14 protein-coding genes are annotated in these 20636 nt (G+C 42.8%); 4 read left to right on the top strand and 10 right to left on the bottom strand.

The genetic code is table 11. The annotated features are described in order from the left end of the window. Positions 1 to 30: 30 nt before the first annotated feature. The 8 genes from G563_RS0113120 to G563_RS0113155 form a co-directional block, all read right to left on the bottom strand. Positions 31 to 2805, bottom strand: coding sequence for an alpha-amylase family glycosyl hydrolase (locus G563_RS0113120; RefSeq protein ID WP_028665719.1), 2775 nt, complete (start codon positions 2803 to 2805; stop codon positions 31 to 33). Between the two features lie 2 nt (positions 2806 to 2807). Then, entirely contained in the window at positions 2808 to 4643 is a 1836-nt protein-coding gene (locus G563_RS0113125) for a glycoside hydrolase family 13 protein (RefSeq protein ID WP_028665720.1), read from the bottom strand. A gap of 52 nt (positions 4644 to 4695) precedes the next feature. Next, positions 4696 to 5628, bottom strand: a complete 933-nt coding sequence (locus tag G563_RS0113130) for an alpha/beta hydrolase (RefSeq protein WP_229598503.1) — start codon at positions 5626 to 5628, stop codon at positions 4696 to 4698. A 99-nt stretch (positions 5629 to 5727) separates the two neighbouring features. After that, positions 5728 to 7038 (bottom strand): SusE domain-containing protein, encoded by a 1311-nt coding sequence (locus G563_RS34640; protein WP_051210956.1) that lies wholly within the window; start codon positions 7036 to 7038, stop codon positions 5728 to 5730. A gap of 43 nt (positions 7039 to 7081) precedes the next feature. Then, complete coding sequence (locus G563_RS0113140) at positions 7082 to 8677, bottom strand: RagB/SusD family nutrient uptake outer membrane protein (RefSeq protein WP_028665722.1); 1596 nt, start codon at positions 8675 to 8677, stop codon at positions 7082 to 7084. A gap of 54 nt (positions 8678 to 8731) precedes the next feature. Beyond that, positions 8732 to 11704 carry a SusC/RagA family TonB-linked outer membrane protein gene (locus G563_RS0113145; protein WP_051210957.1) on the bottom strand — a complete coding sequence of 991 codons (2973 nt, stop codon included), beginning with the start codon at positions 11702 to 11704 and terminating at the stop codon, positions 8732 to 8734. Positions 11705 to 11965: 261 nt separating this feature from the next. After that, positions 11966 to 13852 carry a helix-turn-helix domain-containing protein gene (locus G563_RS0113150; RefSeq protein WP_028665724.1) on the bottom strand — a complete coding sequence of 629 codons (1887 nt, stop codon included), beginning with the start codon at positions 13850 to 13852 and terminating at the stop codon, positions 11966 to 11968. Positions 13853 to 13864: 12 nt separating this feature from the next. Continuing rightward, complete coding sequence (locus G563_RS0113155) at positions 13865 to 14659, bottom strand: thymidylate synthase (RefSeq protein WP_028665725.1); 795 nt, start codon at positions 14657 to 14659, stop codon at positions 13865 to 13867. A gap of 455 nt (positions 14660 to 15114) precedes the next feature. Between G563_RS0113155 and G563_RS0113160 the strand changes: the two genes are divergently transcribed. Together G563_RS0113160 and G563_RS0113165 are read left to right on the top strand one after the other, a co-directional pair. Next, complete coding sequence (locus G563_RS0113160; protein ID WP_028665726.1) at positions 15115 to 15687, top strand: dihydrofolate reductase family protein; 573 nt, start codon at positions 15115 to 15117, stop codon at positions 15685 to 15687. A gap of 62 nt (positions 15688 to 15749) precedes the next feature. After that, positions 15750 to 16112 (top strand): DUF2200 domain-containing protein, encoded by a 363-nt coding sequence (locus G563_RS0113165; protein WP_037326787.1) that lies wholly within the window; start codon positions 15750 to 15752, stop codon positions 16110 to 16112. Positions 16113 to 16403: 291 nt separating this feature from the next. On the opposite strand, the gene G563_RS0113170 is transcribed toward G563_RS0113165, so the two are convergent. Both G563_RS0113170 and G563_RS0113175 read right to left on the bottom strand, forming a co-directional pair. After that, positions 16404 to 18116, bottom strand: a complete 1713-nt coding sequence (locus G563_RS0113170) for a GMC oxidoreductase (RefSeq protein WP_028665728.1) — start codon at positions 18114 to 18116, stop codon at positions 16404 to 16406. Positions 18117 to 18206: 90 nt separating this feature from the next. Beyond that, the gene (locus tag G563_RS0113175) at positions 18207 to 18737 is read right to left on the bottom strand and encodes a gluconate 2-dehydrogenase subunit 3 family protein (protein ID WP_028665729.1); all 531 of its coding nucleotides are present in this window, start codon (positions 18735 to 18737) and stop codon (positions 18207 to 18209) included. A 447-nt stretch (positions 18738 to 19184) separates the two neighbouring features. Between G563_RS0113175 and G563_RS0113180 the strand changes: the two genes are divergently transcribed. Continuing rightward, positions 19185 to 19640, top strand: coding sequence for a cold-shock protein (locus tag G563_RS0113180; RefSeq protein ID WP_028665730.1), 456 nt, complete (start codon positions 19185 to 19187; stop codon positions 19638 to 19640). Positions 19641 to 19921: 281 nt separating this feature from the next. Beyond that, positions 19922 to 20605, top strand: a complete 684-nt coding sequence (locus G563_RS34645; RefSeq protein ID WP_051210958.1) for an RNA polymerase sigma-70 factor — start codon at positions 19922 to 19924, stop codon at positions 20603 to 20605. The last annotated feature ends 31 nt before the right edge of the window (positions 20606 to 20636 follow it).

A 20636-nucleotide genomic window follows, 5' to 3' on the forward strand; every position in this document is an offset into this window, starting at 1 on the left:
TGGCAGCGTTGAAAAACGCCGCCAAGGGTGTTATTGTTTAACAAAACGTTTTAATTGTAAAGAATCTCCTTCCACAATTCGGAGGAGGTAGGTACCAGTCGGTAGTCCTTTTACAGAAATCTGTTGTCGAATAGAGCGCGTTGTTTTTTGGGGCAAAAAATGTTGAATCCGTCGTCCACTTATTTCCACAATTTCAATTTTTACTTCACCCTCGTAGTGGCTTTCCCATTCTAATTGTAGCCATTCTTGCGTAGGATTGGGAAACAATATCATTTCTTCAGCCACTTCGGGCAAAATCGAAGTTACGGTTTCCAACCTCCACGGTACTAAGTTTGCCTCAGGAGTAGGAAGCTTCACCGAAGTCAAAATATGAAATTGCCCCGCCTGAAAGCTAAAAGGGAAATTGGAAGAAGTAACTTCTATTTCGGCACCCGTAAAATAGTCGTACCACCGTCCTACAGGTAGTGTGGTAGTTTGCATAGCTAAACCAAAATTGGCAATTACCCTTACTTCCATACTAGGATGCACGAGCGTGAGGCGTTTGAGGGTTTCGGAAGTTTCGAGCGCAAAATCATTGGTTTTGGTGCTTGCTTGGGTAGTTTTGAAACGAATCAGCTCCGAAAAAACTTTGTACAATTTGAGCCGATTGGGATCTCTAAAATACTCCCAACGGATGGGCTTATTGCCAGTTCGGCCGTTTTCATCAATAGATACATCATAACCCAATTCACCAAATTGCCAGAGCAGCTTAGGGCCGGGGGTCAAAAAAAGCAAAGCTGCGGCGGCCTTGATACGTTCGAGTGCCGTGGCTATATTTTTGACTTCGGGGCTGCCGTTCATAATGGCATCGTACATGACGCGCTCTTCGTCGTGACTTTCCATAAAACCAATCACGGCAGGCCGTTGAAATCCAGCGTGATTTCGCCACGAAATCCTGTTGAAATTCCCCTTTCCTGTTTTGATTGTTTCTCGAAAAGCACCATTTTGATTGTCCCACACCATCATCCCATAATTTGTAAGTTCTGCTTCTTCTTGGTCGTCGGCAAAGTGCTCCAAAATCACGTAGGCGGTAGGGTCGGTTTTTCGGATTTGGTCATAAATGCGCTTCCAAATCGCGATTCGGCTTGCGTCATACCGCCCCCACAGCGCCACATCCGTTCCAGAATTGGTTTGGGTAAAACCTTTGGAAAGGTCAAAACGATAACCGTCAAAATGGTATTCTTTCAACCAAAATTCATTGACGCGCTCTACATAGGCTTTGGTGGCGGGAGCTTCGTGATTAAAATCAAAAAATACGCTAAAGGGGTGCGTAGCTTGCTGATTAAACATCGGGCTATTGGCCGAAGGCTGCGAGCCTTCCCAATACATTTTGACATAGGGAAATTCATAATCGGCCTGATTGAGTACCATATCCAAAATCACCGCAATCCCGTTTTCGTGACATTTATCAATCAATGCCTTCAAGTCTTGCGATGTGCCATAGGCTTTGTCAGGAGCAAGGTGAAAAGTAGGATTATAACCCCAAGATTCATTACCTGTAAACTCCATGATAGGCATTAGCTCAATGGCATTGATACCCATTTTTTTAAGATAAGGAAGCGTATCGGCTACGGTTTTATACCAACGACTTCCCACAAAATCGCGCACTAGCAGTTCATAAATGACCAAATCTTCGGTCGCAGGACGTTTGAAATCTTTGACTTTCCAAGCATAAGGTGTTTGATTTGTTTGCAAAACCGACACCGTATTTCCTTGTGCTTTGGTAGGAAAAGGCATCAGATTGGGATAGGTATTTTGGGGAATAAATTTGTCGTTATTCCGATCCAAAATCTTTTCGGCATAAGGCTCAGCCACCCCGATTGTGCCGTCCACTAAATATTGGAAAGCATATTCTTTTTGGGGTGTTAAGTTTTTGATTTCCAACCAATAAGTCTGATCATCAGGAGTCCGATTCATCAAAAACTCTGGCTTACTTTCCCAATCATTGAAATCACCTAATACGTATATAAACTTTTTTTCTGGCGCAAAAAACACCAACGTAGCCGACGAGGCCGAAGTATAATTGATACCCGTCCGCAAGCCCGACGGAAGCGAGGCTACCAAAGGGGCGGGATTGACGATAAAACTAAACTCGTCAGTCACTTCTTGGTTATTGGCCGTGGCCGTCGCCCTAACAGTATGCTTTTGACTCGTGCTATTTCCCGTCGAAATCGTGGTGGATAAGGTCGTATCATTGGCCGAAGCTACCACTTTGCCATCCAAAGTTAGAGTCAATTGAGCTTTGGAAGAGGCACTCACCTGAACGGGCAACGGCGTGTTGGCATCTACAAAGAAACTTTTTTGGGTTGGGGTTTTGAAACGTACAAACAACTGATTGGCAGCGTATAAGTCAAACAAAAAATCTTCGGTTTGGGCAGAGCCACTTGCATTTTTGACTAAAACTCCCATCCAACGTAACGTTTTTCCGGCCGAAATACTTAAATATTTGGAAGGAGTGAGTTTGATACTCCACCGATTATCGCCCACGCGCGTCAATAGCCCCGGCGCGAAGGCTTGCCCAAAGTTGCTTTGGCCTGAGGGGCTAAATTCAGCCGTTTTATTGTCAGGATTGCTCCCTCCCCACGCCCAAATATACAACCCGCTTGCTTGATTGAGCAAACCCGCTTTACGGCTGTCTTTTGCTTGGCTTAGATCAAAAGTAAGGGTGATTTCGCCATCAGCCGTCGGAAAATCGGGCTTTACTATCAATGCTTGTGACCAAGCCAATTGAACAGCAAGTAGCCAAAAAATAAATATTTTTTTCATGGTTATTTTATTTCTAAAATCATCGCTGTTGTTGCCGCCACAGTTAGTCCATCAGCGAGTGATGTCATTTCTCCTGTAACCACATTTTTGGCTGATTTTGCATTTTTAAGCATTTCGGCGTATTTATTCAAATCAAGTTTCAAAGGTTCTTTGTTTTTGTTCATCACCACCATCACTTTTTGTTTGTCATTATAGCGGAAATATACATAAAGTCCATCACGCGCCGCGAAATGCTTTAATTGACCTGTCTGAACTGCCGGTGTGGCTTTTCTCCACTGAAGAAGTTTTGTCAAAAAACGTTTGGCTTCTACTTGCTGAGGAGTGAGGCCTTTTTCCGTAAAAGCATTTGTGGGGTGGTCGGGCCAACCGCCGGGCATTTCCTTCCGAATCAAATCATCATTTTTAGCCATAGGGCTAGTCATGAGCACTTCGGTTCCGTAGTAAATTTGGGGTAATCCTCTGGTTGTAAAAATAAAAGTCAGGCCCATTTTCCACAAATCAAAATTCTCGTGGATTTGGGAATAAAAACGGGTAATATCGTGATTGTCAGCCATAACGACGAGCTGGGCAGCATTGGGATACAAGAAGTCTTGGGAAAGTGTTTGGTACAATTTCGTCAGACCTGTATTATAGATTTTATCGTCGTCGTTGAGAGCGTCAATCAAAGCCATTTGCAACGGGAAGTCAAACATAGTTGGCATGGATGAAACGTAACCGTTGGCGTTTTTTTTGCCACGTTGCCAAAACGCCACAATCGCAGGATTGGCCGACCATTCTTCACCCACCATGTTGAAATTGGGGTACTCGCTCATCACTCTTTGCGACCATCTTGCCATGAAATCTTTATCAGAATAAGGGTACGTATCCACTCTAATGCCATGCAAATCAGCGTATTCGATCCACCAAATCGAATTTTGAATCAAGTAATTTGCCATCAAAGGGTTACGTTGATTGAGGTCGGGCATACTTGTTACAAACCACCCACTTGCGTGTAGTTCTTTGTCGTATTCGCTTGCATGAGGGTCTTGAACACTCTCGCGGGCGTGGTGCGTGATTTGAATATTTTGTTGAAAATTGAGCCAATCGTCGGTAGGGAGGTCGCTCATCCACCAATGCTCCGAACCACAGTGATTAGGCACCCAATCAAGTACCAATTTAATTCCGCGTTTTTGGGCTTCTTTTGATAAGTTTCGATAGTCTTCGTTGGAGCCAAAACGAGGGTCAATTTTGTACAAATCTGTCATAGCATAGCCATGATATGAGCCCATTTTTTGATTGTTTTCCTGAAGAGGGCAAATCCATAAAGACGAAAAACCTAAGTCTCGAATATAGTCTAAGTGCTCAGTAATACCCTGAATATCACCACCATGCCTTTTATCTTTTCCGTTTCGCTCTACAAGGTCAGGCATACCCGACACATTGTCATTGGCAGGATTGGCATTGGCGAAGCGGTCGGGGGCAATGAGATACATGGCATCAGCTGATGTAAAACCCTGACGAAGCGCAGAATTGGGTTCTCGGTTTTTGAGTTCATAATCGTAAGAAAAAACCGTTTTTCCGTTTTTACTAAACTTTATAGGAAATTTCCCCGCTTTAGCTTGCGGACTGATTATCAAATCAATAAAAAGGTAATTGGGGCTTTTGACGCGGGTTACTTTAGCCAATTTGACTCCTGCATAATCGAAAGAAGGCTGCGCTGTACCAATATTTTCTTGATGAACTAGCAATTGCAAACTTGGTTCTTTCATGTTGACCCACCAAAAAGCAGGCTCCACACGCTGTGCCATAGCGATGTATATGTAGAAATAGGTAGCAAAAATGAGGAACAGTTTTTTCATTATTTTAATGGATTTGTTTTTACAAGCAGTTTTTGGTGAGATAAGCGTAGGTTTATTTTTTTAGTAAAAACGTCAAAGGAATAGCAAGCCTTTCCTTCCATGCCTTTTCAGAATGCTCCGCTCCCTCAAACTTGCGGGTTTCCCAATGTTTAGAATGGTATTTTTTTGAGGCTAAAATGGTATCTACCCGTTGTTGTGTAGGTTCATACAAAGCATCCAAGGTAGCTGTGCCATAATCAAAGTATATTTTATGACCTTGCCGAGCTAGGGGTAAAGACTTTTTGAGATAAGCTACAAAAGCATCAGGAAGGGGATTGTTTTCGAGCGAGAAAATGCCAGGCCAATGCGTAGAAAGGCAAGCTGCACGACCAAAGACATGAGGATACTCACAAAAAGCATACATAGAAATTAAGCCACCCATACTCGAACCGCCAATCAACGTATTTGAAGGGTCTTTAAGAGTAGAAAATGTACTATCAATAAAAGGTTTGAGTTCTTTTACCAAAAACCTGAGGTAGTTGTCCGAAACTGGATGAAAGCTTTCTTGGGTACGACCTGCTTTTTGAAGCTGCTGGGTTACCCATGTTTGTTGGGATAGAGATAGATGCTCAAACGGCTTTTGTGGAAAATAATCCGCATGGCGTCCCGCACCTGAGTTCCATATTCCTACAACAATGCAATCTTGAATTTGTAATTGTTTAAATAGCCGAGTCAATGTTTCATCTACTCCCCATTCTTGTTTATTCCAAGTTGTAGTAGAGTCGTAGAGCATTTGCCCGTCGTGCATGTACAAAACTGCATATTTGCGTTGGGGGGTATACTCTTCTGGCAGCCACACGTCGATATGACGAGCAGAAACGTAGCGAGACTTGAAATTTTCAAAGCGTTTTACAATACCCGCTGAAGGCATTGGTATTTTTTCCTGAGCTATTGCCACAGATACCTTGTAAAAAAGGATTAAAAGGAAGAACAGTCGTTTCATCATTTTGTTTATTAAAAAAAGCACCGACAAAAATTCATCGGTGCTTATCTGAGTCACGAGATTCTATCAGTTTTAGTTTGTTTAAAAGAGTAATGCAACGTTTTACTTTTTGGTAAGCTTATAAGTGGGCTTGCTCGCTACCGAAAAGTCGAGTACGATATCATAAGTACCTGCTTTGACTACAATGTTGGCACCACCTACTTCGAGCACACCGTCGGCTTTATCGTCGCCCATATTGACACCCCAATCATTGTTTTGGCGAAATTTGATTTCACCATCTATGAGCTTGATGTTGTTGAGTTTCCAAATTCCTTCTGACCCAAAATCAGGCATAAAAAAGGCATCAGGGCCATTCCAGCCATTAGGGGCGGCACTTCCTACAAGACCCCATACTTTATAAGGCTCGATGGTATATTTCAATGATTTAAAATCGACGGTTATGAGATATATTCCCGCTTTGACGGCAATGTTGTCGCCACCTGCTTCCAAAATACCATCAGCGCCTTTGTCGCCATAATTGAGATCCCAAGCCTCATTTTGACGGATTTTGATTTCACCGTCTTTGAGGGTAGCAATAGCGCGCCATTGGTCAGAGGAAGGGTCATAGTTCAATGCTACATCGGGAGCATTCCAGCCATTGGGGGTAGCACTTCCCACAAGGCCCCATGAGAGTTTGTCGATAGTATATTTAAGAGCCGTTACATCAAAAGTGATTTTGTAGGTTCCGGCTTTTACTTTGATGTTGTCGCCACCTGCTTCTAAAGTTCCGTTTGCCCCTGTATCGCCATAGTTTACGTCCCATTTATTGTCTTGACGGAATTTAATTTCGCCTTCTAGCAGCCCTACATATGCTACAAACACATTTGCTTTGTCGGTTTTGTAAAAAGGCACATCAGGGCCATTCCAGCCATTGGGGGTAGCACTTCCTACCACACCCCAATTGGTACTCAAATCAAGTTTGTCGAGATAAGGAGTTACTTTTACCGACATTACGGCCGAATTGAGCGTAGTACTTCCGCCCAAAAAAGACTGCACTTTGATGTCAATATCGCCTACTGTAGCAGGTTTCAAACCCATTTTTAATAAAATCGGATTCAACTCCGACGTTTTGAATACTTTTTTCAATTCGGTACCTGTAGTAATAGACGTCGCATTGGAGAAATCTCCCCCTTTTTTATCAATCAAAACCGTGTAAGCAGCCGGGGCATCAAAACCATAGTCGGGCTGCGGCCACGAAATGGTCAAGGCGTCTTTGTCGGCATTTTCTTTGGTCAATACCACCGTTTGCGAAGATAAGGTAGGCATCGGTACTGTGCCCGTTTTCATGACAGCCTTAATTTCGTCTTTTTCGCACGACCACAATACCGTCATTATGGCCGTTGCATATATGAATTTATAGAACCAATTTTTCATTTTTGTGCTCAATTAATTAGAGAAACAACTCATTTTTAGTCTATTAGTAGCCTGTATTCTGAATCAGATTAGGATTAGCGGTAAGATCGGTTGAGGGGAGCGGGAAAATTTTGAGATAATCTTGCACCGATGCTCCGTCTTTTACCCCACCTTTCCATGACCACAAATACGATGAACCCGTGTATTTGGCAAAACGAATTAGGTCGGTACGTCGACTTCCTTCCCACGACAGTTCGCGAGCGCGTTCGGCCAATACAAAATCTGGTGTAAGCTCACTTGAAGTGATATTGCCAGTCGCATTGCCATAGGCTCTCACGCGGAGTTTATTGATATACTCCACCGCTAAGGCTTTGTCTCCTGCGCCTCTTGCAGCAGCTTCGGCATACATCAAGTACGCATCGGCCAATCTAAACATGGGGAAATCGGTATCGGGATGCGTAAGATTGCTTCCGACGGCTCCCGTAGAGGTGATATTTTTGTATTTGGGCATGGCATAGCCGTCGGTAAAAGTCGGTATTTCATTGATTTCTAACTTTTGTCCGTCGGTATAAAACATCGCTCTTTTGTCGGTCTTGCCCGTAGGGTCAGCAAATAGTTTGACAAAAGAGGGCGTAACCCGCACACCGCCCCAGCCACCATCCAGGCCGTAGCTAGAAGCAGGCATCGAACCGCCTACAGGTGCATGACAAAGGAAAGTCATCCCACCCCAAGTTTGGCTGCGATTGCCATCAGCGGCCAATGCCCAAATCACTTCTGGCGAATTGTGGTTATCAGCTTTGAACAAATCTTCATATTTAGCTTGTAGAGTATAGCCCGCATCAATTACTTTTTTGGCGTAAGTGGCGGCATCAGCGTAGCGATTGCCTTGACCTTGCGCCTCAGCATTGAGGTATAGTTTTGCCAACAGCATCCAAGCGGCGGCTTTGTCTGCGCGAGCGTATTCGTTTTTGCGCGCATCAACCAACTCACCATCAATGGCTTTTAACTCCGACTCAATGTAAGCAAACAAATCTTTGGGGTTGGTTTGTTTGGGAGGGGCAGACCCCACGAGGTCGCTTTCGGTTACAAAAGGCACATTTCCACCAAATAAGTCAAGCGCGTGCCAGTAGCTCAATGCCCGCAAAAATCGCGCTTCGGCGCGTAAGGCTTTGGCATCGGCCAATACAGCCCCCGTCACACCCCTTTCCGAAAGTTTGGCATCGCTTGTTTCGCGAATAAATTCATTACAAGAAGCAATTTGATAAAATACCCGATTGTAAAAACCTCTCACGAAAGCATTGTTTGAAGACCATTTCATTTGATGTAATTCTGGCAAACCAGCATCGTTCCAGGCAATGACGGCTTCGTCGGTAGTGAGTACTTGTAGATACCAATAGTTTCGTAAATAGCTCGAAAACCCTTCATCTTGGCCTTTGATGTCTTTGGTACGGTCGTCGCCGGCGGGGCCTTGCTGCCCCGTAAGCATTAGACCAGCGTATAGTTTTGCGCCTACTTGTTTGTAAGCGGCGGGGTCGTTATAGACCGTAGCGGAAGTAACTTCGTTGAAAGGCTGACGGTCAAGGTCTTTGATACAAGAGGATACCACCAACGATAAGGCAACTCCTCCTAAAGCTATATTTTTATTGATGAAATTCTTCATTGTCTTGTTTTTGAAAAACAGTTTTATCAAACTCAAATCTATTCGTTTTTGTGCTTAGAAACCGATGTTGAGGCCAAGGGTGTAAGTACGCGGAATAGGATAAATATTGTTGTCGATGCCGCCGCTTACTTCGGGGTTTAAACCTGTGTATTTGGTGATGACAAACAAGTTTTGCACCGTAGCCGCAACGCGAGCGGTGGTTTTCCCACCAAAGACATTGCCCAAATTATAGCCCGCAAAAAGATTGTCCATACGCAGGAATGAGCCGTTTTCCATATAATAATCCGAGAAGTACTGAGGTCTAGCAAACTGAGTCACGTTGACGTTAGGCACCACGTTGGCTAGGGAGTTGTTGGCCCCTTGGAAAGCCTGCAATACACCATTGGTAGAGACGATGTTGTTGTATACATAATTGCCAAAATTTCCTCTCATCACAAAACCCCCGCTCCACTGCTTATACGTAGCTTGGGCATTGAACCCTAAGAATACCCTTGGGGCAGGAGATTGATAATGATAGTAATCGTCGATAGTAATTTTGCCGTCTTTGTTGCGATCCACATACACACCTTCAATAGGTTTGCCGGCTTCGTCGTACACTTGCTGTGCAACAAAAAACGAGGATGCAGGATAGCCCACCGAATGAATCTGAATCGTGCTTCCAACCCCTCCAGCGATACCTCCTACGAGTACTCCTTTATAATTGGGGTCATTGGCAGAGGTGAGTTTGGTGATTTTGTTTTGGTTGTAAGTCGCATTGAAGCCCAAATCCAACGTAAAATCTTCGGTATTGATGGCGTTGTAGTTTAATAATAACTCAACTCCTTGATTTTCAATCGAACCCACATTCGACAAGATTTCGTTGGTAAGGTTTGTGCCAGCGGCGATAGGCACTACGTTGAGAAGATCAGTGGTTTTTTTGATGTAATAATCTATACTTCCCGAAAGACGAGCTTTTTTGAAAGCAAAATCCAATCCCACGTTTTGGGTCGTGGTTTGTTCCCACTTGATGTTGGCGTTGTAGCCTTCGGCACGCAGTGTGGTATAGAAAGTATTACCAAGTTGTTGTTGTGCAGTAGCTGTACTTGGCGTATAACGTGCCAAATAAGCGAAGTTTTGACCTACATCTTGCTGACCTGTAACGCCATACCCCAGACGCAACTTCAAATCAGACAATACATTAGAGCCTTTTAAGAAATCCATTTCGTTGATTTTCCACGCAAAAGCTGCCGAAGGGAAAGTACCCCAACGGTTTTCTTTGGCAAAGCGTGAGGAACCATCGCGGCGTAACGTGAACGTAAGCAAATAGCGGTCTTGGAGGTTCAAATTGGCACGTCCAAAAACGGAAACCAAAGTATTTTGAGTTTTATAAGGGCTATCGTTAATGATTTTAGTTTCGGCGGCATCTTTCGTAATACTCGTAGTGGTATTGATAAAATCTTGGTACGAATACCCTGCCATCAAATCAAGACGAATGTCTTTGGAAATATCTTTGACGTAGTTGAGATAAAAATCAAGGAGTTTGTTGCTGCGGTCTTGGGTATAGACTGTTTTTTCGCCTCCATTGCTAAAATTGGAAGCTGCAAAAGCCGGAATAAGTTTGTTACCATCGCTTTTTGAAAGGTCATAGCCCAAGTTTAAGTTGGCATGAAGTTCGGGGAGAAAATGGAATTTATAGTCCAACTGCATATTTCCGATACTGCGTAATACTTTACTTTTATCATCAGTCAGATTCAGCAAACCGAGCGGGTTTCGGGTAGCGATAGTATTGGGCTTGCCATCAGCATTGACCCATTCGTAGTATCCACCGTAGGCCTCTTTGCCCGAAAAAACAGGCTGCGTAGGGTCAAAAGCTACTGCCGCCCCAATCGCCCCCTGATTGGCAAATATATTGTTGATAGAAGAGCCTTTTAGGTTGATGTCAACCTTCAAATGGTTGTTGAGCAACATAGGCGTTAGCCCAATAGAAGCCGAGGTACGACCCATGTTTGATGTTTTCAAAATACCATTTTGATTGGTATATCCTACCGAAATCCGATAAGGGGTATTTTTTAGCGAGCCTGTTACGCTTAGGTTGTTGTCGGTACTGATAGCGGTGCGGTAAATTTGGTCTTGCCAGTTGGTATTAGCAGCGCCGAGGAGAGATTTTTGAGTGGCGGTTCCGTAGGTATTGACCAAAGTCCGAAATTCGTCCGCGCTTAGTACATCGATTTGACCAGTGCGCTGGGCTACCGATGCTTGCGTGCTGAGATTGACACGCATCACATCCCCTTTTTTACCTTTTTTGGTCGTAATCATGATTACCCCATTAGAAGCCCTCGACCCATAAATGGCCGTAGCTGAGGCATCTTTCAGGATGTTGAATGATTCGATGTCGTTGGGGTTAATCAAACTCAGCGGATTGGCCGCGCCTCTCACTTCGCCGTTGTCGAGTGGCACACCGTCTATCACGATAAGAGGGTCGTTGCTGGCATTTAAAGAAGCCCCTCCCCTAATCCGAATAGTGCTCCCTGCGCCGGGTGCTCCGCCATTGGGCGTGATTTGTACACCCGCTACTTTACCTGCCACGAGTTGGTCAGGAGTTGCGATGTTGCCTTTGTTGAAGTCAGCAGAATTGATAGCGGCAATAGAACCCGTAAGGTCTTTTTTGCGCTGTGAGCCATAACCAATCACAACCACCTCGGCAAGTTGCTTGTTGTCATTTTCCAGAACCACATCAATAGTAGTGCGTGTGGCTACTGGAACCTCTTGCGTAAGCATTCCCACAAAACTAAAAACCAAAGTGGCATTGGCCGGAACCTCCAATTTGTAATTTCCATTGCCATCGGTTTGGGTTCCTCTTACAGTACCCTTTACCAATACACTCACACCCGGCAATATGGCTCCGTTACTCTCGGTTACTTTTCCCGACACTGCACGGTCTTGGGCCACTAGCGACATACTCGCCAAAACCCATACCATCATCAAGTAACCTAATCGTCTCAAACGCACGTTTGACCGATTTTCCAACTGATAGAATTGAATAATCATAGGTTTAAATTAAAAAAAATTAGTAGTTAAGAAGCAGAAAATTGACTTTGAATAAACTAATAGTCAAATTGTTCTTGCAAAAGTACCATAGATATATTCCTTCGTCGTTCCACTTTTTGAGATGGGACTTATTTTTAAAGCCACATAACAACCTATTGACAATCAGATAATTATCACAAAACAACTTGTACCACTTTATAAGGTGGCACCTATTTTTAGAAGAAAAAGAAGAAATAAATGGCTTGAACGAAGCGTCAATTCCTAATCTTCGACGCGAGATTCGAAGAAGTACTCACGGGGAGTTTGTTGAGTCATTTTTTTGAAGGCACGATTGAATGCCGTCTTGGAGTTAAAGCCCACCTCAAATGCAATGGCCAACATAGTGTATTGCTTATTGCGCGGGTCTTCAAAACGCTGCTTAAATTCTTCAATCCGGTATTCGTTAATAAAATCAAAGAAATTTTTGTCGTACCCTTCATTGATGACTTTAGAGAGAAGATGCGGCGACATCTTTAGTTTAGAGGCAAGTTCGTTGAGGGTCAGCCCAGCATTGGTATAGGGCTTTTGTTTGTTCATAAAACCCTCAATTTTTTCTTTGTAGCTATTAAGATTGTCGAGAAGCTCGGGTTCTTTTTCAATCAATGGAGCCATAGCATCCTGAATCACTACCGAAGGCGATTCGGTGGGATTTAAGAAGGGGATAGGTTGATTAGGAAGTTTGAAAATCTCAGGTTGGTGAATAGCAAAATACCCTAAGAAATAGGGAATCGTGGAGAAAGCAAGCCAAATAGTATCGATACTTTTGAGGACAATAAAACCTGTATCAATTCCAAAAAAATACCCAATACAAAAAATAAGACCCGAAAATAGCCATAATGCCAAACATACAGCCTGCAATACAAGTACCGTAGAAAGATATTGGAGGTTTTGTTCGTAAGAGGATTGGGTAGTATAAAGCACCCGATAGCTGCGAATCACCCTACGACACGATACCCAATAATAAACATTGACAATCCATGCAATACTTCCCATGCTCCAAAAAAGCCATACCAAATCGGCTTCGCGGTTTACAATCTTGAGTTGAAGGCTTTTTTCTTCCATAAAAAAATACGGTAGATATAGCATCAACTGAACGCCTGGCAGCACAAAATGCCCCCACCATTTGGCGGGAAGTTTGGAGGTCTTGAAAAGTAATTTTTGAATATAAAAATAAAAGAGAGGCGCGTACAGGAACAAAACAAAATCAGGTACTAGCAGTAATTTGGTATAGTTTTGGGCCACTTCTTTGTAGGCACTCACAACCCTGATAAACACAATCAAAGCACTGAAGCCGAGCGCCACCACCAGCCATCGATTGGCTTGGCGGTTGTAATCTTGCATGGAAGTAATGGCAATAATCAATAACAAACTCTGAAATGCCGAAAACAACAGCAACAAATCATAGACTGAAATAGAACGAAAAGTACCTGAGAGGTCTTCCCAACTGATGATTTTCACTTCAATGTTGTCATTGTTGGTTATTTCTTCGCGATATAACAGCCTATTGGGAAGGGTTTTGCCATTTTCTCGGCCTTCTACTGTGTTCCAATCACCTCGCGTAAATTTATACTCAATACGCTCTAAATCAGATACAATCGTAACCCGATAAGTACCATCTACTTGTGGACGAAGGCGGTGGTATTCATCGCCAGGGTCCCATTTGTTGAAGTTGCCTGTGATATAAAGGGTGGCATCTTTTGGGGTATTAGGAGGAATTTCGGTCACTACAAACCGATAGGTAGAATGTGACTCCCAACCGTCAATTTTGATTTGGATAAGTTTGGGATTCGCCTCCGCCGATTGCTCATACGTACGGTCAGGTCGGCTATTTCCGTGGGAATCTCCTTCCGCTAATCCCCAACTTCCTTGCGTAATTTTATACTTAAAGTGACGAAGTGTATCGGGTAAATTCAAGAAATAAATACCATCTTCTTGACGTTTAAATTCAAAATTAAGGTCACCAGGCTGCCAATTGTTGAAATCAGAAGCAAAAAAAAGACGCTGGTTTCCTGTTTTGAAAGGTGCGTGTTGTATCACTTCTATCCTGATTTGGGATTTTCCCCAAAAAGGAACAAGCCACCACAACACCAACCCAACGATATACCTCATTTTTGTCAATTTTTATACAGCCACTGGCGCTTTGATGGCAGGCCAAGGATTGTAGTTTTCGAGCGTAAAATCCTCAAATGTAAAGTCAAATACACTCTTTATGTCTGGATTTAATTTCATCACAGGCAGCGCTCGCGGCTCACGCGATAGTTGCAATTCCACTTGCTCCAAATGGTTGAGATAAATATGCGTATCACCGCCTGTCCAGACAAAATCGCCGTACTCAAAACCACACTCTTGGGCAATCATCATCGTCAATAAAGCATAACTTGCTATGTTGAACGGCACTCCTAAAAACACATCAGCACTACGCTGATAGAGCTGACAAGAGAGCTTATTGTCTGCCACATAAAACTGAAACAAAGCATGGCAAGGGCTTAAGGCCATTTTAGGCAAATCCGCTGGATTCCAAGCAGATACAATGATTCTGCGCGAATCAGGATTGTTTTTGAGTTGTTTCAATACATCCTGCAACTGGTCAATCACTCGCCCGTCGGGAGCTTCCCAGCTACGCCATTGTTTGCCATATACGGGGCCGAGGTTTCCGTCGGCATCGGCCCATTCGTCCCAAATACTCACGCCATTGTCTTTGAGGTATTTGATATTGGTATCGCCTTTCAAAAACCACAAAAGCTCATGAATGATAGATTTTGTATGTACTTTTTTGGTAGTAACCAGCGGAAAGCCGTCTTGTAAATTGAAGCGCATTTGATACCCAAAAACACTAATAGTACCCGTACCTGTACGATCCGTTTTGCGAGTACCGTGGGTCAGAATATGGCGAAGTAAGTCGTGATATTGTTGCATAATTAGTGGTACGGACATCCTGTCCGTGATTAAAACTCACACGGCAAAGTTAACAAATCCGTACAAACACTCTAACAAAAAATTGGCCACAAAGATTTAGTGAAAGCTCTTTATGAACCATAAAGAATTCTAATTTACCACTCCCATTTTTGTTTCATCACGATACTTGATCAAATATTGTATAAAGAACATACCACTTGTCACTACCAAATTGCCGTTTATAGACTACAGAAGTTACTATGAATTGCAAACCTCTGATGATCTAGCAGCAATCCGTTAAGTGTAATGTGGAAGCCATAACGCAAAAGAAAAACAGTTTTTGGCGAAATAACAACCATAACGACGCTAACAAATTACTCATAAACAGTAGTTTTGCCGATTAGAATACAACAACTTTGTTCCTCAGAAACTTATCTTTGCCAACTGTTGTAGATAAGTCCTCTAAATAAACCTTTATGAGAAAAATTATTTCATTCATGCACATATCGCTCGACGGTTTTGTGGCTGGCCCTAACGGTGAAATGAATTGGATTACAGTTGACCAAGAAATTTTTGATTATGTTGGTCAACGCATTAGCCAAGGCAAAACTGCTCTATATGGAAGAACCACTTACCAAATGATGGAGAGTTACTGGCCTGCGGCGGGCGACAAACCTGATGCCACCAAACACGATATTGAGCATTCAAGGTGGTATAACAGCGTCCACAAGGTGGTTTTATCAAATACCCTGCAAGACACTGATTTGACTAACACGACAATTATTAATGACAACCTTCCGGACAAGATAAAAGAAATAAAACAACAGGAAGGTGAAGATATTTTACTTTTTGGCAGTCCCACCGCCACACATTCACTCATTCAGCAAAATCTAATCGACGGTTATTGGCTATTTGTTAATCCCATTATTCTAGGACAAGGCATTCCATTGTTTGTGGACATCAAAGACCCAATAAAACTAAAGTTATTAAGTACTCGACAATTTGCTTCTGGAGTAACCGAACTCAACTACCTCGTAGACAGGCAATAACGCCCCACGACAAGCGCTATGTAGCTCCATCGAATTCCTCAAAATCAATCCGTAACAGAACGATGAACGATACCATTCTGCATGATGAACGAATCGCAAAAATGACTTTTGCTTCTGTCTATCCACATTATGTGACAAAAGTTGAGAAAAAAGGCCGAACAATAGACGAACTTCATACAGTAATCCAATGGCTTACAGGCTTTGATGAAAAAGCCTTACAAAAACTCATAGAGGAGAAAGCCACATTTGAACAATTTTTTCAGGAAGCAACTCTAAACCCAGGCGCACATTTGATAACAGGCGTGATTTGTGGGTATCGCATCGAAGAAATCAAAAACCCATTAACCCAAAAAACAAGGTATTTAGACAAGCTGGTAGATGAGTTGGCAAAAGGTCGAAAAATGGACAAAATTTTACGTACCTAAAACACGGATGATTTTGTAAAGAAGAACAAGACCACATATCTCTTATAATAGCAGAGAGGCTAACGTTGCAGAGTGGTCAGGCACCGTTGAAAAAGCAATATCCGAATGTTCAAATTATAGTTACAGGGCATGGAAAAAGAAATCACTTAGCTACACAATCGGCTTATTCAATACACAAGCATTTGGAAGTCAGATGTTCCACAAAAAGCCATAATCAGCTTAGTAATAAATCAAAAAGGCGTTGACTAAACTCTCGCTTTGTCAACGCCTCAGTTAAGGATATTCTAAAAATTAAATATTTCCTTTTTTCTTCTCTTTTACCGCAAAATCAGCCGCACGAGCGGTAAGCGCCATATAGGTAAGCGAAGGGTTTACGCATGAGGCCGAAGTCATACAAGCACCATCGGTCACAAATACGTTTTTGCAAGCATGCACTTGATTATTGCCATTCAAGACCGAAGTTTTGGGATCACGACCCATGCGTGCGGTTCCCATTTCGTGAATCGCCATTCCAAGCCATGAACCCCGGTCGTTGATTTTTACATTTTTCACACCTGCTTTTTCGAGCATCTCAGCGGCATCGTTGCCCATGTCGACGCGCATTTTACGCTCGTTTTCTTTCAACTCAGCGTCAAATACCACCAAAGGCATTCCCCATTTGTCTTTCTCTTTGGGGTCGAGATACATTTTGTTTTCGTGGTATGGAAGGGTTTCACCAAAACCGCCCAAGCCCATCGACCAAGGCCCTGGTTTGGTGAGTTCTTCTTTGAAATCAGCCCCAAAACTCAACTCGGCTACGTTGCGTTGCCAACTAGCGCGACTTCCACCACCTTGGTATCCAAAACCACGGAGATAATCGCGCTTGTCGTTGCCGATATTGCGATAACGTGGAATATAAATACCATTAGCCCGGCGCCCAAAATAATACTTATCTTCATCGCCTTCCCAAGTCCCACTTGCTCCGACACGGAAGTGATGATCCATGAGATTGTGGCCAAGCTCGCCACTATCATTCCCAAAACCATTAGGAAAACGATTAGAAGTAGAATTCAACAAAATAGCAGTAGTACCCAAAGCCGAGCCACACACAAAAATCAAGCCCGCATTATAGATTTTTTCCTCCAAAGTTACAGCATCAATGACACGCACCCCCGTAGCTTTTTTCTTGTTTTCGTCATAAATCAAATTGGTCACTACCGACTCAGGACGTAAGGTAAGACGGCCTGTTTTTACGGCCGGAGGCAACGTACAAGATTGAGTACTAAAATAAGCCCCAAAAGGACAGCCCAACGCACACTTGTTGCGGTATTGACAAGCCGCACGGCCGTTGTTGATTTGAACAGTGGTAGGTTTTGACAAATTGGCCACGCGCCCAATCGTCATCGTACGTCCAGGAAAATTCTTTTCGATGCGTTTACGTACTTCCTTCTCCACGCAATACATGTCCATTGGTGGCAAAAACTCACTGTCGGGAAGTTGAGGCAGCCCTAATTTTTCGCCCGAAATCCCCGCGATTTTCTCTACATAGCTATACCAAGGAGCAATGTCTTTGTAGCGAATAGGCCAATCTACTGCGACCCCCTCCTTCAAGTTGGCTTCAAAATCAATATCACTCAATCGGTAAGACTGACGTCCCCACATGATAGATTTTCCACCTACGATATTTGGGCGATACCAGTCAAAACGTTTTACTTCTTTATAAAGGGAGTCAGAATCGTTCATCCAATATTTTTCCGACATTTCGTTGTAAGGATAATCACGACTCAACTTAGGATGCGTTTCTTTCTGCTCCATCGTAAGGCGGCCATTATATTGGGTTTGCCAAGGGTCTTTCATGGCGTTTTCGTAGCCGCTTACGTGTTCGAGTTTATGACCTTTTTCGAGCATCAAAACCCGCAATCCTTTCTCGGTCAATTCTTTGGCAGCCCAGCCACCACTTACTCCTGAGCCAATCACGATGGCATCATAGGTCATTTCTTTTTGGGAATCTATATTTAGATACATTTCGGTTTAAGGGAATTTGTGGTTTGCATTGTGTAGCTTTTGCTCAAACACTCCCCACGCGTGATACATAAATAGAAGACTTCTACTAGCTTATAAAGCCCAAGCTTTTTGACCAGGTTTGAGCGGTACACATCCTTCAAAACGCCCAGGAATAGGCAAATACTCAAGTGCTTGCTTAGCCCCGATTTCAGAGGTAAAGTAGCCTGTCACGGTCAATTCTTTCATTCGCAAAAAGAAAGGCTTATCATTGACGGTAGAAAGCTTCACCATCTCGATTTTTTGAGGGCTGCTAAGTTCATCAAACCCTTTACCAAACTTAGACTTGCTGTCGGAGTTGATTTTAGTAAGGCCACTATAAAATTTCTCTTGGTCTTCTTTGGGATAGCAGTCGCGCATTACTCTGACGATAAACTTCTCTACACCCGCAGCCTTAGCCCCTGGAGTAGAAGTAGTTGGAATAATTACATCAGCAACTTCGGCCAACAAAGCCTCTTGCTCGGCGGAAACGAGTACACTCTCCCCTAAATTAGTTTTTTGGCCCAATACACCGGCCATGGTTGGAGCAGAAATCATAGTCCCCAAAAGGAGGGCAACCTGCTGAATAGCATCTCTACGGTTCATGTTTTTTCGGGTGGTTTAGTAATGTTAAAGGATGAATCGAGTCAATCTTACTAACTCGGTTTCAAAAAACTATGCAAATAATCACAAAAGCCCAAAACTAAAAAATAAGCCTCCAAATTCATGGGGTGGCTTACCGAAATAGCTCCTGTCTACTACCTCTTATAGGTATATCTATCTACTTTGTTTGTGTTCAATCCCTGAGTGAGTTTTTTTGATATAATATTTGAAAAAGCGAAATTATTAATCCAAAAATCACGTTATTTGTACTATATAGACTACCAAAGCCCTATTTCCCTTTGTAAACTTTTGGTTCTACAACTCTTATAGGCAATTAAGCAAGTCACTAAGCCGACCCACTTTAGTTATTTGGTATATCTCTTCACTCATCTGCTTTTTTTTTGTTACTTCCCAAAAAAGCAGATACAAACACCCAAGCAAAAGAAAAATATGGCCAGTTCACAAGAAACTTTCAGTAAAAAAGAACGCGAAAAGAAAAAACTTAAAAAGAAGAAAGACAAGGAGGAAAAAAAAGAAGAACGGCAAGCCAATGCCAAAAAAGGCATGTCGTTGGATGATATGATTGCGTATGTTGACGAAAACGGCAACCTTACAAGTACTCCTCCTGACCCCCGCAAAAAGAAAACGATCAATACCGAAGACATTCCGGTCGGAATCTCAAAACAAGAAGATACCGAACCTGTAGAGACTGTCAGAGAAGGAGTGGTGAGTTTTTTCAACGAACAAAAAGGGTTTGGTTTTATCAGAGACCTCAAGACCCAAGAAAGTATTTTTGTACACGTTCATGAACTGTCTGGCCCTATCAAAGAAAACGATAAAGTCACTTTTGAAGTAGAAATACGCCAAAAAGGACCAAGTGCCATTTCAGTCAAAAAAATCAGTTAGCATTCATTAATATTTCGATAGCAAATGCCTCCAGAAGTAAATTCTGGAGGCATTTGCTATTTTACAACATTAATACCCTCAATATCAACAATATACCCCTCGCCTATAGGCATAGGCATGAACATTTCTCTTTTTAAATTCCAATACACAAATAAATATTGTTCAAAAAAATAAAAATATTTTTCTATTACTGTAAGGAGTTTTCTGCACGCTGCTTGTCTTTATAATAAGTTACCCAAGATTTAACGATTCTAACAGGAAGTTGTCATAAAGAAAGAAACATGGAGCAAGTCTACCCCGACCACAGCGACAACAAAGGCTCTACCCCTTTTGGAGAATCCCTTCCTCTCCATGCCGCTTCTGAGAATTATAGTTCTCATTTTGAGACTGATGATGAGCTGTTTATTCGAAAAACACTCGAAGTTAATCTTCGCTTGGGAGTGGAATTGCTCTATAAGCGATACTATCAGCCGATGTGTACTCATGCCGTCAAATTTGTAGGCTCAAGGGCAGCAGCCGAAGACTTGGTATCAGAGATTTTTTTTCAGTTTTATACCAAACAGACTTTCCTCGAAATCGACACTTCTTACCGTTTTTATTTGTTTCGCACCGTACGCAATCGCGCCTACAATTATCTCCGTTGGGACTTGGGCCGCAAAGCCGACCTACTCGAAGCCTCCCAAAAGCCTATTTTGGACGAATCCCAACCTGACCAAATCAGTCAGTTTGAAGAATTGTATCATGATGTAGAAGAAGCCGTCAACAAACTCCCCCTCGAACGCCGTCGAATCTATCTCATGCGCAAATTTGAAGGAAAAAAATACCAAGAAATTGCCGACGAACTCAACCTCTCAGTCAAGACGGTAGATGTCCAACTCAACCGCGCCAGTCAGTATATCCGCAACCTCCTCAAAGACAAGTGGATGCTCTCTCTTATCAGCTTACTTTCAAGTCTTTTTTTCTAAGATTTGACGGCTTCTCTATGCTTTGAACTAT

Source organism: Runella zeae DSM 19591 (assembly GCF_000423565.1).
Lineage (GTDB): Bacteria > Bacteroidota > Bacteroidia > Cytophagales > Spirosomataceae > Runella > Runella zeae.

Coding starts and splice junctions, on each gene's coding strand:
- G563_RS0113120 (WP_028665719.1), bottom strand. CDS start 2,805: ATGAAAAAAATATTTATTTTTTGGCTACTTGCTGTTCAATTGGCTTGG.
- G563_RS0113125 (WP_028665720.1), bottom strand. CDS start 4,643: ATGAAAAAACTGTTCCTCATTTTTGCTACCTATTTCTACATATACATC.
- G563_RS0113130 (WP_229598503.1), bottom strand. CDS start 5,628: ATGATGAAACGACTGTTCTTCCTTTTAATCCTTTTTTACAAGGTATCT.
- G563_RS34640 (WP_051210956.1), bottom strand. CDS start 7,038: ATGAAAAATTGGTTCTATAAATTCATATATGCAACGGCCATAATGACG.
- G563_RS0113140 (WP_028665722.1), bottom strand. CDS start 8,677: ATGAAGAATTTCATCAATAAAAATATAGCTTTAGGAGGAGTTGCCTTA.
- G563_RS0113145 (WP_051210957.1), bottom strand. CDS start 11,704: ATGATTATTCAATTCTATCAGTTGGAAAATCGGTCAAACGTGCGTTTG.
- G563_RS0113150 (WP_028665724.1), bottom strand. CDS start 13,852: ATGAGGTATATCGTTGGGTTGGTGTTGTGGTGGCTTGTTCCTTTTTGG.
- G563_RS0113155 (WP_028665725.1), bottom strand. CDS start 14,659: ATGCAACAATATCACGACTTACTTCGCCATATTCTGACCCACGGTACT.
- G563_RS0113160 (WP_028665726.1), top strand. CDS start 15,115: ATGAGAAAAATTATTTCATTCATGCACATATCGCTCGACGGTTTTGTG.
- G563_RS0113165 (WP_037326787.1), top strand. CDS start 15,750: ATGAACGATACCATTCTGCATGATGAACGAATCGCAAAAATGACTTTT.
- G563_RS0113170 (WP_028665728.1), bottom strand. CDS start 18,116: ATGTATCTAAATATAGATTCCCAAAAAGAAATGACCTATGATGCCATC.
- G563_RS0113175 (WP_028665729.1), bottom strand. CDS start 18,737: ATGAACCGTAGAGATGCTATTCAGCAGGTTGCCCTCCTTTTGGGGACT.
- G563_RS0113180 (WP_028665730.1), top strand. CDS start 19,185: ATGGCCAGTTCACAAGAAACTTTCAGTAAAAAAGAACGCGAAAAGAAA.
- G563_RS34645 (WP_051210958.1), top strand. CDS start 19,922: ATGGAGCAAGTCTACCCCGACCACAGCGACAACAAAGGCTCTACCCCT.